The 15,922-nt window shown below is 59.5% G+C and carries 11 protein-coding genes; 9 read left to right on the top strand and 2 right to left on the bottom strand.

The features are described 5' to 3' along the window. Positions 1–234 precede the first annotated feature (234 nt). Positions 235–1,704 carry an IMP dehydrogenase gene (gene guaB / locus HBJ59_RS19920; protein ID WP_167664525.1) on the top strand — a complete coding sequence of 490 codons (1,470 nt, stop codon included), beginning with the start codon at positions 235–237 and terminating at the stop codon, positions 1,702–1,704. 82 nt (positions 1,705–1,786) lie between these two features. Continuing rightward, a complete protein-coding gene (gene guaA, locus HBJ59_RS19915) occupies positions 1,787–3,364 on the top strand; it encodes a glutamine-hydrolyzing GMP synthase (protein ID WP_167664524.1) in 1,578 nt (525 codons plus the stop codon). Positions 3,365–3,526: 162 nt separating this feature from the next. Here the strand turns inward: guaA and HBJ59_RS19910 are convergent, their stop codons facing one another. Then, the gene (locus tag HBJ59_RS19910) at positions 3,527–5,239 is read right to left on the bottom strand and encodes a TerD family protein (protein ID WP_256670853.1); all 1,713 of its coding nucleotides are present in this window, start codon (positions 5,237–5,239) and stop codon (positions 3,527–3,529) included. A 715-nt stretch (positions 5,240–5,954) separates the two neighbouring features. On the opposite strand from HBJ59_RS19910, the gene HBJ59_RS19905 reads away from it, so the two are divergent. Both HBJ59_RS19905 and HBJ59_RS19900 read left to right on the top strand, forming a co-directional pair. After that, on the top strand, positions 5,955–6,200 hold the full coding sequence (locus HBJ59_RS19905; protein WP_167664522.1) for a helix-turn-helix transcriptional regulator: 246 nt from the start codon (positions 5,955–5,957) through the stop codon (positions 6,198–6,200). Next, positions 6,193–7,428, top strand: a complete 1,236-nt coding sequence (locus tag HBJ59_RS19900) for a type II toxin-antitoxin system HipA family toxin (RefSeq protein WP_167664521.1) — start codon at positions 6,193–6,195, stop codon at positions 7,426–7,428. Before HBJ59_RS19905 ends, HBJ59_RS19900 begins: the two co-directional genes overlap by 8 nt. A gap of 43 nt (positions 7,429–7,471) precedes the next feature. Here the strand turns inward: HBJ59_RS19900 and treR are convergent, their stop codons facing one another. Further along, on the bottom strand, positions 7,472–8,176 hold the full coding sequence (gene treR, locus HBJ59_RS19895) for a trehalose operon repressor (RefSeq protein WP_003209636.1): 705 nt from the start codon (positions 8,174–8,176) through the stop codon (positions 7,472–7,474). Between the two features lie 236 nt (positions 8,177–8,412). Here treR and treP point away from each other — a divergent pair, with 236 nt between their 5' ends. The 5 genes from treP (at position 8,413) to HBJ59_RS19870 (ending at position 15,908) form a co-directional block, all read left to right on the top strand. Then, complete coding sequence (gene treP, locus HBJ59_RS19890; protein ID WP_076017531.1) at positions 8,413–9,855, top strand: PTS system trehalose-specific EIIBC component; 1,443 nt, start codon at positions 8,413–8,415, stop codon at positions 9,853–9,855. 118 nt (positions 9,856–9,973) lie between these two features. Then, a complete protein-coding gene (treC, locus tag HBJ59_RS19885; protein WP_167664520.1) occupies positions 9,974–11,620 on the top strand; it encodes an alpha,alpha-phosphotrehalase in 1,647 nt (548 codons plus the stop codon). A gap of 70 nt (positions 11,621–11,690) precedes the next feature. Next, positions 11,691–12,911: a carbohydrate porin gene (locus HBJ59_RS19880; protein ID WP_167664519.1), complete on the top strand. Its 1,221-nt coding sequence runs from the start codon at positions 11,691–11,693 to the stop codon at positions 12,909–12,911. Between the two features lie 161 nt (positions 12,912–13,072). After that, complete coding sequence (ptsP, locus tag HBJ59_RS19875) at positions 13,073–15,604, top strand: phosphoenolpyruvate--protein phosphotransferase (protein ID WP_167664518.1); 2,532 nt, start codon at positions 13,073–13,075, stop codon at positions 15,602–15,604. A gap of 1 nt (position 15,605) precedes the next feature. After that, positions 15,606–15,908, top strand: a complete 303-nt coding sequence (locus tag HBJ59_RS19870) for a PTS transporter subunit EIIB (protein ID WP_167664517.1) — start codon at positions 15,606–15,608, stop codon at positions 15,906–15,908. The last annotated feature ends 14 nt before the right edge of the window (positions 15,909–15,922 follow it).

Genomic DNA, 15,922 nt, shown 5'->3' with positions numbered 1-15,922 from the left:
CCACGCTCCCGCGTGGGAACGCTTCCCGTGACGCTCCGCGTCGCCCTGGCATGCAGCGCCTGCAGGACGCGGAGCGCCCAAAGCGGCATTCCCACGCAGAGCGTGGGAACGATCAGTGTTGAAAAAATCATCCATCTATCAGTATTACCAAGTTTGTCAGAGTTTTACATTGAACCCGAGGGGGTGTCTGACTATAATGGCGCGCTTCCATTTTCCCGCTCGGGAGCCCCCGCGATGCTGCGTATCAGCCAAGAAGCTCTGACATTCGACGACATTCTCCTAGTGCCCGGTTATTCCGAGGTGCTTCCTAACGAAGTCAGTCTCAAGACCCGCCTAACCCGTGGCATCGAGCTGAATATTCCTCTGGTTTCCGCTGCCATGGACACCGTCACCGAAGCCCGTTTGGCAATTGCCATGGCTCAGGAAGGCGGCATCGGCATCATCCACAAGAACATGACCATCGAGCAGCAAGCTGCCGAAGTTCGCAAGGTCAAGCGTTACGAAGCCGGTGTGGTCAAGGACCCGATCACCATCGAGGCCGATGCCACCGTTCGTGACCTGTTCGACCTGACCCGCCTGCACAACATCTCCGGCGTTCCGGTACTGCACGATGGCGACCTGGTCGGCATCGTCACTTCCCGTGACGTGCGTTTCGAGAACCGTCTTGAAATCACCGTCCGCGAAGTGATGACGCCTAAAGAGCGCCTGGTCACTGTCATGGAAGGCGCGGACAAGGACGACGCTCGTGAGCTGTTGCACAAGCACCGCATTGAACGCGTACTGATCGTCGACGACAAATTCGCCCTCAAGGGCATGATGACCGTCAACGACATCGAAAAAGCCAAGGCTTACCCGCTGGCCAGCAAGGATGACCAAGGTCGTCTGCGCGTAGGCGCTGCGGTCGGTACCGGTAAAGACACCGGTGACCGTGTAGCGGCCCTGGTGGCTGCCGGTGTTGACGTGGTGGTGGTCGACACTGCCCACGGTCACTCCAAAGGCGTGATCGACCGCGTTCGCTGGGTCAAACAAAACTTCCCTGAAGTGCAAGTGATCGGCGGCAACATTGCCACCGGCGCTGCCGCCAAGGCCCTGGCCGAAGCCGGTGCTGATGCAGTCAAGGTCGGTATCGGCCCTGGTTCGATCTGCACCACCCGTATCGTGGCCGGTGTAGGCGTGCCGCAAATCAGCGCCATCGCCAACGTCGCCGCTGCCCTTGAAGGCACCGGCGTACCGTTGATCGCCGACGGCGGCATCCGTTTCTCCGGTGACCTGTCCAAGGCCATCGTAGCGGGTGCTTCCTGCGTGATGATGGGCTCGATGTTCGCCGGTACTGAAGAAGCACCAGGCGAGATCGAACTGTTCCAGGGTCGTTCGTACAAGGCTTACCGTGGCATGGGTTCCCTGGGCGCCATGTCCCAGGCTCAAGGCTCTTCCGACCGTTACTTCCAGGACTCCTCCGCGGGCGCCGAGAAGCTGGTACCGGAAGGCATTGAAGGGCGTGTTCCGTACAAGGGCACCCTGAGCGCCATCATCCATCAACTGATGGGCGGCCTGCGTTCCTCGATGGGCTACACCGGCAGCGCCGACATCGAAGAAATGCGCACCAAGCCTGAGTTCGTGCGGATCACCGGTGCCGGTATGGCCGAGTCCCACGTCCACGACGTACAGATCACCAAGGAAGCGCCAAACTACCGCGTAGGTTGATGCTTCCAGCAAATAGTTAAGTAACCGGGGCTGTCTTATTCAGCCCCGAGTTGTTTCTGATTCATTAGACGAGACTGATCTCATGGCCCTCGACATTCACGCCCACCGCATCCTGATCCTCGACTTCGGTTCCCAGTACACCCAGCTGATCGCCCGCCGCGTGCGTGAAATCGGCGTGTACTGCGAACTGCATCCGTTCGACATGGACGACGAAGCGATTCGCGAATTCGCTCCAAAAGGCGTCATTCTCGCCGGCGGCCCCGAGTCCGTGCACGAAGCCAACAGCCCGCGTTGCCCGCAGGCGGTGTTTGACCTGGGCGTGCCGGTCTTCGGTATCTGCTATGGCATGCAGACCATGGCCGAGCAACTGGGCGGCAAGGTTGAAGGTTCCGAGCTGCGTGAATTCGGTTACGCCCGTGTCGACGTGGTCGGCAAGAGCCGCCTGCTGGACGGCATCGAAGACCACATCGACGCCGACGGCCTGTTCGGCCTCGACGTGTGGATGAGCCACGGTGACAAGGTCACCAAGATGCCGCAAGACTTCCACATCCTGGCCAGCACCCCGAGCTGCCCGATCGCCGGTATGTTCAACGACGAGCGCGGCTACTACGGCGTGCAGTTCCACCCGGAAGTGACCCACACCAAGCAAGGCGGCCGCATCCTGTCGCGCTTCATCCTCGACATTTGCGGCTGTGAAGCGCTGTGGACCCCGTCGAAAATCGCTGAAGACGCCATCGCCAACATCCGTGCCCAGGTCGGCACCGACAACGTCCTGCTGGGCCTGTCCGGCGGCGTTGACTCCTCCGTGGTTGCAGCCCTGCTGCACAAGGCCATCGGCGACCAACTGACCTGCGTCTTCGTCGACAACGGCCTGCTGCGCCTGCACGAAGGTGAGCAAGTGATGGCCATGTTCGCCGAGAACATGGGCGTCAAGGTGATCCGTGCCAACGCTGAAGATCAGTTCCTCAACAACCTGGCCGGCGAGTCCGACCCGGAGAAGAAGCGCAAGATCATCGGTCGCACCTTCATCGACGTATTCGATGCCCAGTCCAACAGCCTGGACAACATCAAGTACCTCGCCCAAGGCACCATCTACCCGGACGTGATCGAGTCGGCTGGCGCCAAGAGCGGCAAGGCCCACGTGATCAAGTCCCACCACAACGTGGGCGGCCTGCCTGAGGAAATGAACCTCAAGCTGGTAGAACCACTGCGCGAACTGTTCAAGGACGAAGTCCGTCGTCTGGGTCTGGAGCTGGGCCTGCCATACGACATGGTCTACCGCCACCCCTTCCCGGGCCCGGGCCTGGGCGTGCGGATCCTGGGTGAAGTGAAGAAGGAATACGCCGACCTGCTGCGTCGCGCCGACCACATCTTCATCGAAGAACTGCGCAAGGCCGACTGGTACCACAAGGTCAGCCAGGCATTCGTGGTGTTCCAGCCGGTGAAATCGGTTGGCGTGGTCGGTGATGGCCGTCGTTATGCATGGGTTGTTGCCCTGCGTGCGGTGGAAACCATCGACTTCATGACCGCCCGTTGGGCACACCTGCCGTACGAACTGCTGGAGACTGTCAGCGGTCGTATCATCAATGAGATCGAAGGTATTTCGCGCGTTACGTATGACGTGTCGAGCAAGCCGCCGGCGACGATTGAGTGGGAGTAACAGGGCGCCCGGCACTGAACAGTGTGCAGCGCTAGATTCGTAGCGCAGTTAGGGGTGTTAGCCAATGCCAGTCAGTTATGCTGACTGGCATTTTTGTTTTTGGGTAGAAAGCTCCGAAGCAAGAGCCGTCGTTTTCAATGTACGGCTGGGCTGGCGGAGGTATTAGAGAAATCGTGATCGAATCAAATCCGTATCGAACGGTGTTATCCCTTGATCAGGCGCAAACACCGCCTGTGCCTGCTGCGGTGAGGCTACTCGTACGCCCCGTGCTCGAACATGTAAATCGAACAGAGTCTCCAAATCCGGCCTTGGTGTATGTACCAACGCTCGCAGCATCAACGATACCCCACTGAGGTTGTTCTGGGCGTTGTTCCACCGTGGAGCTGAAGTGAGCCCTAGATCGGCCCAAATCATGCGTCGTTCCTGCAAGTCCATCACGAATGGCAGACAGATCACTGTGTCGGATGCGATATCGATACGGTCGAACACGGAGCGTGGCTCGAATACTTCACCAGACGCCGCGTCGGTGCGGGCCATCCAGCCAGCGAAACATTCTGGAAGATCGCAGTACGGCTGTTCGGTGAATGAGTTGATAGACGTGACGACATAGCGGATACCCTTCTCGACGAGGACATTGAGGTCGAGGTCAATGAATTCCGAAGCTCCTTCGGGCGCGTCGACGATATCGCCACTGTGGTAGCCGCCGAAGCCCTTCAAGTTGTAGTACGCGACCGTCTGTTTGAACACGAAGTTGGCATCGAAAAATGCTGCGGACAAGTCGATGTCCGTGCGTGCACGGCCGTTCTTCCACCACAGGAACAGGCGAATGAAACGTGTGTCAGGCATAGGCAACCGACTGCCTCGCACCAGCGTACGTAGCGACTTCGATGAGGCACGCTGCGCCAGCGGCACCCTGTATTCGCGCAATGCTGGATCGATGAAACAGCGGCCTAGTGGCGGTAGCGACGCAAAACGCGTTATGAGAGCGTCCTCGCAGATTCTGGCTGCACGAGCCAACACGTCGGGAGCGAGAGGTTCGCGTCGGTCCTTAATGCCATAGATTTTGGCAAATGAACCTTTCGGTGTGAATGCTCGCAGGGGGAGGGGGCGCGGCGCACGTAACTGGGCCAGCAACTGCAGCAGGACAGGTGAGGACACTTTTATTGCAACCGCCTCGAACGCGTCGAGAACCGACTCTGGTTCCGTCGCGAGCCGCAGGGTCGCGTCCAGACGTCGTGCGAACTCACCAGGATGGCTCTGTAGTATGGGCGTAAGCGTGGCGATGTGGCGCTGAGCAAGCAATGTTTCGACACGAGATCCAAATGAGGCTGGCGCTTCGTTGCGGCGTGCTGCCGTGATGGAGGCTAGCGCTCGTGGGTACTTATCGGCGTAGTCGCCAGGATGCAGTACTTCAGCCAGGCGTTTCCATCTCTCAGCATGTCGCATCACGTCTTCTGTAGCGTTGGGTATGTGGTCGAGCATGCGTAACAGCAGACGGCGCATCGAGCGCTTCATCGCTGTAAAACGTGTCGAAGCTGTCGTCAGTGATACGTCTCCTCCATTCAGCGCGACCGCGAGTCGCAACACGTCAGTCGCCGTCTCGACGTTTCGCTCCAGGAATGCGTCCACCCTTGCATCGCCAGCTACATGCAGGATAAGTGCGCCTCCAACCTGTGCACGGATCTCCCGGAACGGTACGGCCTCAGGCAGCAGTCGGAACACATCGCTTTTGTACTCTCGGATAAACCAGACGACATCGGCAGTTTCCTCTTCGGAGAGCGAGGTGCGCGATGAAACCAGCGGTTCGAGCAGTGACTCGAACTCAGAGACGCTTCCCGATTCGATAACGCGGGATATGACGTTTCCTTCAAGCATTGCAGGTCGATGGTGTTCAGTCGGGGGTAAACGCCAAAGAGTGAAATAGTGTATGACGGCGTTAAGGTACAACTCCGCCTCTGATGCCGTAAGAACCTGCTCTGGAAAGTCTGGATAAAATGGCCTGTGGTGTACATGAGCCCCAGTTTCCCGCCGAAGGACTCCGACAATTTCGCGTAGCCAATACTTGAGTTCTGTCGGTGACAACATGCCGATTTGTTCAATCAGAGGCTCTGATAGTACGCATCGGAACGCCGTGACTTCCCGCACAGCCGACGCGACCTGAGCGCGCGTGGCACCGCCAGTGCCGATCGGAACGTGAACTTTGCTACGGCGACGCAGGAACAACTCCTGATTCATGCTTGATTTTCTCCCTTGGCCGCCGTCGTGGACGAGTTGCAGCATCGTTCTACAACTGATGTAAAAACGCCTGCAAGAAGCAGGCGCGGTGTGGAGAGCGGAACCCCTAGGTCATCAGAGGTTAGAAGGAAGGTGTTCCATAGCCACGAACGCATTCTACGAAAGCTTTTATCTGTTTGTCAGGTCGCTGCGTTTCTCAACGGTAACAAGCTGCTTCGCCAGAATAATAGGGGCGGTTAAGCGAGAGCCGCACTTGGTCGTTTACCCAAATAAAGGACTATTCAGGAGGGTTTGCATCGTATACGGTTCATATGTGCAGTTTTATCTGGTTATGCATTGTATAGGATGCAGATAAGTGGGCGATTTAGGAATGCTGATCAAGACTCTCCGCAAAGCCGCCGGCCTTTCACAAAGCCAGCTCGCACAACGGCACGGCATGAGTCGCGCAACCATTTCTGGGATTGAGAACAACACCGTCCCTGAAGTCGGGATTCGCAAGGTCGCAGCCATCCTTGAAGGCTTGGGGTACGAGCTGACCGCCATCCCCATGCGTCGGCGCAAGACTCTCGATGAACTGAAATCAGGAAACGTCCATGACTAGTCAAAGTGACCGGCTGTATATCGGCGCTGGCGGTGTACCTGCCGGAACGTTGGGGCGACGTCAAGAAAATCAGCGCGATTCGGTCTTCTCGTATAACGAGGGAATACCCGATGAGAACGCCGTTTCCTTGACCATGCCGGTGCGCCTGGAAAGCTACAACTGGGAGTATGGAATCCACCCGTTGTTCGAGATGAACATCCCCGAAGGGCATCTCAAGGACGAGCTTGTGCGACGTTTCAGCAAGTCGGTGCGCGGCTTTGATGACTTCGCTTTACTGGGCATTGTCGGTCCACATCAACTTGGCCGTATCAGTGTTGCCCATGAAGCGGGTGGCGAGTCGTTGCCTGAGGTCAAGCTCTCCGAACTGTTGGTCTATGACGGGGCACAAGAGCTGTTTGATGACCTTCTCAAAACCTACGCAGCCTACTCGGGGGTGTCGGGCGTTCAACCGAAAGTGCTGGTGCGCGACGCAGGCGATATGGCCCCCGACGTTGAGCGTTTCACTCATCGAGGCGCCACGCATCTGGTTAAGGCGTTCAACGACTCAGACTTTCCGCAACTGGCAGCCAATGAGTTTTTCTGCATGCGGGCTGCACTCCATTGTGGTCTTGAAGTACCTGAATTCCATCTCAGCCAGCAGGGAACGCTCCTGGTGGTGAAGCGGTTCGACATCGGTGAAAGCGCCTACCTCGGATTTGAGGACATGTGCGTTCTATCGGGTTGGGGAACCGCGAAGAAGTACGACGGCAGCTATCAGGGATGCGCGAAGCTGATCCGGTCTTTTGTCACGCCAAGCCGCATAACCAGGACGCTGGAAGATTTCTTCATGATGGTGGCGCTCTCTGCTGGTATCCAGAATGGTGACGGGCACCTGAAGAACTTCGGTCTGCTTTATGAAAACTGTGCGGAAGATGCTGACGTGTGGCTCGCCCCGGCTTACGACCTGGTGACCACCACTGTGTACAACGGCAACGACATCATGGGGCTGTTGCTCGGTGGCTCGAAAGCCTGGCCAAAGCGCAAGATGCTGGTTCAGTTCGGGCGTAGCTCATGCGGTTTGACAGAGGTTCGCTGCAACGAATTGCTAGCCAGAGTGCATAAGGGAATGAGTCGCGCTATGGAGGAGCTTTCCGAGTATCGAAGCGCCCACCCAGCGTTCGACAAGGTGGGGGAAAAGATGACCGCTGCATGGGCTGCCGGGCTGGCCAGGAGCATTGTGCCGGAGTGATTTTGCCGGGATTCTTTGAAGACTTGCCACCTCGTTACTTTGTTTACCGCCGCGCAATATCCGAAAAGTAAAACTTATCCAGCGTATGCCGCGACTCGGTGTACTCGAACTGCCTTCCATCCTGCAAAAACGTCTGGTTGCTCACCACGATCACATGGCTCTGACCTTCGAGGTCCAGGTGTGTCTGATCGTCCTTCCCCCGCGGCAGCGCTTCGATGGTGCGCTGCGCATAGCTGATTTGCAGCTGCAGCGTCTGCTCGATAAACGCATAGATCGACTGCTCGGCAATCTCCCGGTCCAGCCCCGGAATCAGGTCGGCGACGAAGTGATTGATGTCGAGAATCACCCGCTTGCCGTCGATCCGCCGTACTCGTTTGACCCGGGTTATCAGGCTGCCGGCTTCGGCCTCTATGTGTTGCATCAGTGGCCCTTCCAGGGGGAATTGGCTGAACTCCACAACTTCGGTGCTGACGTCATCGCCGAGGGCGGCATGGGTCTCTCGAAAGCTGACGATGCCGCCGAGCTGGAATTCGATGGGGTTGGGCGACAGTACGAATGTGCCCTTGCCATGGATCTTTTGCGCGAACCCGCGCTCCTGCAATTGCTCGATCGCCCGGCGCACCGTGCCACGGCTGGCCTGGTAGGCGTCCATCAGTTCGGTTTCGGAGGGCAGGCGCGTGCCGCGTTGCAGGCGTTCGGTGGTGATGCTGGCAAGCAGATCGGTATAGATCTGGTTGTATTTGCTCATGGGGGAGGGCTCTGTGCCGCGTTGGCGTTCAAGGCAGGAACCTTAGTGGCAGCGATGGGGTTTGTCCATGCAACCCATTGTAGAACTCGGAAATTTCTGACTTAAAAAACAGAAAATTAATCATTTTCAAACTCGTACATACGAGTTATTGCTTTAACTCGTACAGACGAGTACTTTTGGCTTCGGCGTGCTGCCTATGACCGCCCCAATAAAAAAAACCAAAGTGGATACCAAGCATGAGCCACGACTATCCGAATATTGCCCGCGAGATTCTCAAGAACCTCGGTGGCAGCGACAACCTTGAGCAAGCTGCCCACTGCGTGACCCGCCTGCGCCTGGCCCTCAAGGACCCGAGCCTGGCGAACAGCGGCGCTCTGAACCAGGTAGACCTGGTCAAGGGTTCGTTCTTCACCGGCGGCCTGTTCCAGATCGTGATCGGCCCCGGCGAAGTGGAAAAGGTCTACGCCGCCCTGCGTGAGCAAACGGGCCTCGCCGCGTCGACCATCGCGGACGTGAAACAGAAAAGCGCCGACAAGATAAACCCGATGCAGCGCCTGGTGCGGGTGTTCTCCGACGTGTTCATGCCGATTTTGCCGGCACTGATCATTGCCGGCTTGCTCATGGGGGTGAACAACCTGATGGGCGCCAAGGGCATGTTCATCGCGGACAAGACCCTGCTCGATGCCTATCCGAACCTGGATGGCCTGTGGAGCCTGATCAACCTGATGGCCAACACCTCGTTCGTGTTCCTGCCGGCGCTGGTGGGCTGGTCGGCGGCCAAGCGTTTTGGTGGCAGTGAAATCCTCGGCATCGTCCTCGGCCTGATGCTGGTGCACCCCGATTTGCTCAATGCCTGGAACTACGGCAAGGCGGTCGCCGGCCTTGATGGCGCGAGCCTGCCGTACTTCGATATTTTCGGCTGGTTCAAAATCGAGAAGGTCGGTTATCAGGGGCAAATCTTGCCGATCCTGCTGGCCGCCTACGTGATGAGCGTGATTGAAAAATGGCTGCGGGCACGGGTGCCGAATGCCATCCAATTGCTGGTGGTACCGATCACTACCATCGTTGTCACCGGTGTGCTGGCGCTGGCGATCATCGGCCCGGTGACCCGTCACCTCGGCATCCTGATCACCGAAGGCGTGGTCACTCTGTTTGACCTGGCGCCCATGGTCGGCGGCGCCATTTTCGGCCTGCTGTACGCACCGCTGGTGATCACCGGCATGCACCACATGTTCCTCGCCGTGGACCTGCAACTGATCTCCACCCAGGGCGGCACCTTTATCTGGCCGATGATCGTCATGTCCAACCTGGCCCAGGGCAGCGCGGCGCTCGGCGTGTTCTACATGAGCCGCAATGCGCGGGACAAAAGCATGGCCTCCACCTCGGCGATTTCCGCCTACTTCGGTATCACGGAGCCGGCGATGTTCGGGGTCAACCTGCGCTTCAAGTTTCCGTTCTACGCCGCCCTGACCGGCTCGGCGCTGGGCAGTATTTTCCTCTCGCTGAACAAGGTCCAGGCCTCGGCCATTGGCGTGGGTGGCTTGCCCGGGTTCATCTCCATCATCCCGCAATACATCCCAAGTTTTGTCATCGGCATGGCCGTCGCGATTGTCGTGCCGTTTGTTTTGACCTGTGTGCTGAGCATGAAGATCGTGCGCCCTGGCTACCGCGTCGCCTGATCTACCGCTTTCGCGAGCAAGCCCGCTCCCACATTTTGAATGCGTTCCCCTGTGGGAGCCGGGCTTGCCCGCGATGAGGCTCTCAAGGCCAGTACATAACTTATTGAAGGAACCCACCATGCAAAACTGGCAACACTCGGTGATCTACCAGATCTACCCAAAAAGCTTCCATAGCCACGCGGGTGACGCCACCGGTGACCTGCTGGGCATCGTGGACAAGCTCGATTACCTGAAATGGCTGGGCGTCGACTGCCTGTGGATCACCCCGTTCCTGCGCTCGCCCCAGCGCGACAACGGCTACGACATCAGCGACTACTACGCCATCGACCCGAGCTACGGGACCATGGCCGATTGCGACCTGCTGATCAGCGAAGCCGCCAAGCGCGGGATCACGCTGATGCTCGACATCGTGGTCAACCACACCTCCATCGAACACGAGTGGTTCCAGCAGGCCCGCAGCAGTCTCGACAACCCGTACCGCGACTTCTACATCTGGCGCGACCAGCCGAACAACTGGGAATCCAAGTTCGGCGGCTCGGCCTGGGAATACGAGGCGCAAACCGGCCAGTACTTCCTGCACCTGTTCGACCACACCCAGGCCGACCTGAATTGGGACAACCCGAAGGTGCGCGCCGAAGTCTTCAAGTTGATGCGCTTCTGGCGCGACAAGGGCGTCGGCGGTTTCCGCCTGGACGTGATCAACCTGATCTCCAAGCCGGCAGATTTCCCGGAAGACAACAGCGACGGTCGACGCTTCTACACCGACGGCCCGAACGTCCACGAATACCTGCAGGAAATGCACCGCGAAGTGTTCGAAGGGCATGACCTGATCAACGTCGGCGAGATGTCGTCCACCAGCCTTGAGCACTGCATTCGTTATTCGAATCCGCAGTACAAAGAGCTGTCGATGACCTTCAACTTTCACCACCTGAAAGTCGATTATCCGAACCTGCAAAAGTGGGTCGCGGCCGACTTCGACTTCCTGCAACTCAAGCAGATTCTGTCCGACTGGCAGCTCGGCATGCAGGCCGGTGGCGGCTGGAATGCGCTGTTCTGGTGTAACCACGACCAGCCGCGAGTGGTCTCGCGTTTTGGTGATGACGGCGAACACCGCGTGGTCTCGGCGAAGATGCTCGCCACTGCATTGCACTTCCTCCAGGGCACGCCTTTTGTGTACCAGGGCGAAGAGCTGGGGATGACCAATCCGGGCTTCGACACCATCGACCAATACCGAGATGTCGAGACCCTGAACATCTACCGGCTCAAGCGCGAGGCGGGTGAATCCGAGGCGTCGAGCATGGCGGCGATCATGCAGAAATCCCGCGACAACGGCCGCACACCGATGCAATGGAATGCCGAGCAAAACGCCGGCTTCAGCCGTGGCGAACCGTGGATCGGTATCCCGGCCAACGCGGCGCAGATCAACGTGCAAAGCCAGCTGGATGATCCGCAATCGGTACTGCATCACTACCGCGCGCTGATCGAACTGCGTCGGCACGAGCCGCTGATTCAGGAAGGCGTTTATCGCCAACTGCTGCCGCAGCACACCCAAGTCTGGGCGTACCTGCGCGAAGGCCACGGCGAACGCCTGCTGGTACTCAACAATTTCTATGGCACGCCGTGCCAGATCGAATTGCCCGATGGCTTGCTGACGGCGGCGAGTGAGCAACGCCTGCTGATCAGTAACTACAACGACTGCCCACAGCGTTCGAGCCAGGTCTCGCTACGCCCGTATGAATCGTTTGTGCTGCACCTCAAGGACTGAGACCCGCTTTACCCCGGCGTGGGAGAGCCGGGGTGCTTTAAAAAACATAATAAAAATATCGGAGTGCTTCATGAAAACAACAATAAAGCTGGGCCTCGTTGCATCCTGCCTGACCTTGCCGATGGCAGCTCAGGCGTTGGAATTTGCCGGCTACTTGCGTAGCGGGGCGGGGACTTCAACCGGCAGTGGCAAGCAGCAGTGCTTCCAGTTGCCGGGTGCACAATCCAAATACCGCCTGGGCAACGAGTGCGAGCAGTACGCCGAACTCGAGTTACGCCAGGACCTGCTGACCCTCGACGACGGCTCGGTGTTCAGCGTCGATGCCATGGCCTCGCTGTACAACAAGTACGACCGGGCGCTGAAGTTCCAGGGTGAAGACAACGGCTCGGCACGCATGCCGCAGATGTATGCGCAGTGGTCGAACATCCCCAGCCTCAACGGCGGTTCGCTGTGGGCCGGCCGGCGCTACTACAAACGAAATGACATCCATATCTCCGACTTTTACTACTGGAACCAGAGCGCCACAGGCGGCGGTATCGAGGACGTGAAAATCGGCGACCTGAAGTACAGCTATGCACTGTCCCGCAAGGACAACCTGTACCAGAAGGAATACGCCACCCGTCACGACTTCAACGTGGCCGGCTTCAAGACCAACCCGGGCGGCGAGCTGGAACTGGGCTTGAGCTACATCGAAAAGGCCGGTGGCCGCGACACCAACAGCGGCTGGGCCATCACTGCCCAACATGTGCAGAAACCCTTCCTTGGCGGGCGCAACAAGTTCGCTTTGCAGTACGGCGAAGGTCCCGGCACCGGCCTCGGCTACACCGGCGATACGTTCCTCGATAAAAGCAGCAAGAGCTACCGTGCGGTGGAGTTCTTCGACTGGCAAGTGACCCCGCGGTTTGGCGGGCAGATCGAGGCCGTTTACCAGAAGGATATTCGCCCGGGCAGCCAGGACCAGACCTGGATGTCGCTGGGCGTGCGCCCGGCCTATGCGATCTCCGAACAGTTCAAGCTGGTCACCGAACTCGGTCATGATCAGGTCGAGGCTACTGGAGGCACGCGCAAGCTGAGCAAATTTACCTTCGCCCCGACCTGGTCGCCCAAAGGCCCGGATTTCTGGGCGCGGCCGGAAGTGCGGTTGTACTACACCTACGCGACCTGGAACGAAGCGGCCAAGCGTGCGGCCAATGAACTGGCGGCAGGTTCGGCGTTGTCCGACACCGGCAGCTACGGCACGGCGCGGCATGGTTCCAACGTTGGTGTGCAAGTCGAATATTGGTGGAAGTAGCAGATTCTCTGTAGGAGCGAGCTTGCTCGCGAAGGTCGTCAACGATAACGCGTGCATCCTGGATAAACGCGGTGCCTACGGGTTTTTCGCGAGCAAGCTCGCTCCTACAGAAAACAACATCCGCCCAATGATTTTTACAGAACAAAACAGCAGGTGAAGTCATGACCACAACTCAACCCCTGGAATTGCTGGCGCCCTTGTCCGGGGTGCTGCTCGCCCTGGATCAGGTGCCGGATCCGGTGTTCTCCAGTCGCCTGATCGGCGATGGCCTGTGCATCGATCCGACCTCGCAGACCCTCTGCGCGCCGCTGGACGGGGTGATCAGCAATATCCAGGACAGTGGTCATGCGGTGAGTGTCACCGACGACAACGGCGTTCAGGTGCTGATGCACATCGGCCTGGACACCGTGAATCTCGCGGGCAAGGGTTTCACCCGACTGGTCGAGGAAGGCCAGCGGGTGGAAGCCGGGCAACCGTTGATTGAATTCGATGCTGACTACGTGGCCCTCAACGCCCGTAGTTTGCTGACCCTGATGCTGGTGGTCAGTGGCGAGCCCTTCAAACTGCTGACGCCCGAACAAGGGTTGGTCGATGTGGGGCAACTGCTGCTGCGGGTAACTCCACAAGTCGCTGCTGATGAGGCGAAAGACGAGGAGGGCGAAGCCCTGTTCTCCAAACCGCTGACGCTGCCCAACGCCAACGGCCTGCATGCGCGCCCGGCGGCAGTGCTGGCGCAGGCGGCCAAAGGCTTCAAGGCGAGTATTTACCTGCACAAGCAAACCGAGAGCGCCAACGCCAAGTCGCTGGTGCGGATCATGGCGTTGCAGACGGTGCAGGGCGACAGCTTGCAAGTCAGCGCGGCAGGCGAGGACGCCGAAGCGGCGATCCAGGCGCTGGTGACCTTGCTGGCCGAAGGTTGCGGGGAAGCCGTCGCGGCTCATCAACCTGCCGCCGAACCCGTGACGCCTGATTCATCGGCGACCTTGCTGCGCGGTGTGTGCGCCTCGCCGGGTTCGGCGTTTGGCCAAGTCGTGCAGGTTAAAGAGCCGGCGCTGACCATCGTCGAAGCCGGTACGGGTGAAGCGCTGGAGCGTGCCGTGCTGACGCAGGCCCTGAGTGACGCGAATCTGGCCCTGCAAGCCTTGCAGGAAAAGGCCGTCGGTACCGCCCAGTCCGAGATCTTCCGCGCCCATCAGGAATTGCTGGACGACCCGGCCCTGCTGGAACAGACCCGCGACCTGCTGGACCAGGGCAAAAGCGCGGCCTTCGCCTGGAACAGCGCCACCGAAGCCACCGCCACTCTTTTTCAGGGCCTGGGCAATGCCTTGCTTGCCGAGCGTGCTGCCGACCTGGCAGACGTTGGCCAGCGGGTGCTGAAACTGATCCTCGGCGTTCAGGACCGCGCCTGGGATTTGCCGGAGCAGGCGATCCTGATTGCCGAGCAACTGACCCCGTCACAAACAGCCAGCCTCGACACTCGAAAGGTATTGGGCTTCGTCACGGTGGGCGGTGGCGCTACCAGCCATGTCGCCATCCTTGCCCGCGCTCTTGGCTTGCCGGCCATCTGCGGCGTGCCGGTGCAGGTGCTGGAGTTGGTCAACGGTAAACAAGTGCTGCTGGATGCCGACAAAGGCGAGTTGCACCTGAACCCGGACCTGGCGGAGATCGAGCAGCTGCAAGTCACCCGCCAACAGCAAGTGCTGCGCCGTCAGCGGGAAGTGGAGCAGGCTTCGTTGCCCGCCACTACCCGCGACGGTCATCACGTCGAAGTGACGGCCAACGTCGCGTCATTGCAGGAGGTGGAGCAGGCGCTGTCCCTGGGGGGCGAAGGTGTCGGTTTGCTGCGTTCCGAATTCCTCTACCTGGACCGCAACCGCGCACCGAGCCCCGAAGAACAGGCGGGCACCTACAGCGCCATCGCCCGCGCGTTGGGCCCCGAGCGCAATCTGGTGGTGCGCACCCTGGACGTCGGTGGCGACAAGCCGCTGGTCTATGTGCCGATGGACAGCGAGACCAATCCATTCCTCGGCCTGCGCGGGATTCGCCTGTGCCTGGAGCGCCCGGAACTGCTGCGCGAACAATTCCGCGCGATCCTCGCCAGTGCCGGTTTCGCCCGCCTGCATATCATGTTGCCGATGGTCAGCCTGCTCTCGGAGTTGCGCCTGGCGCGGCAGATTCTTGAAGAGGAAGCCCTGGCTTTGGGGCTGACGGAATTGCCTAAGCTGGGAATCATGATCGAAGTACCGTCGGCGGCGTTGATGGCCGACCTGTTTGCGCCGGAGGTGGATTTCTTCTCCATCGGCACCAACGACCTGACCCAATACACCCTGGCCATGGACCGTGATCACCCGCGCCTTGCCAGCCAGGCCGACAGCTTTCACCCGGCGGTGCTGCGCCTGATCGCCACCACCGTCAAGGCGGCCCATGCCCATGGCAAGTGGGTGGGGGTGTGTGGCGCGCTGGCGTCTGAAGCGCTGGCGGTGCCGGTGCTGATCGGGTTGGGGGTGGATGAGTTGTCGGTCAGCGTGCCGTTGATCCCGACCATCAAGGCCACCGTGCGCGAGCTGGACCTGGCCGACTGCCAATCCATCGCTCGACAGGTGCTCGGCCTGGAAGAAGCGGTGCAGGTACGCGAGGCGTTGCGCCTGTACCACGCGGCTACCGTTGAAACCTCATTGGTTGTGGAGAACTGACATGTTCGAGAAATTTCAGCGGGCGTTCTGGAAGGCCCTGACGCCGGATCTGGTTCTTGAAACGCCACAGGCGGTTGTTGCGCCAGCGGGCGAAACAGCGCTGGCGCCGGCGGTGCTGAATGCGCTGGGCGGGGCGGAGAATCTCACGTCGCAGCAGCGGGTGGCACTGACCCGGGTGCGGGTGCAATTGAAGGATGCGGGGCGGTTGGATGCGCAGGCGTTGAAGGTGGCAGGTGTGCCGGGCGTGATGGTGTTGGCGGGCGGAGTGGTGCACCTGATCACCGGCCTGAACACCGCTCTATAAATCAACGGAGATCA

Source organism: Pseudomonas sp. AN3A02, from assembly GCF_011765255.1.
Lineage (GTDB): Bacteria > Pseudomonadota > Gammaproteobacteria > Pseudomonadales > Pseudomonadaceae > Aquipseudomonas.
The sequence above is the reverse complement of the archived record's forward strand: the minus strand, read 5'-3'. Positions and strand labels throughout refer to the sequence as shown.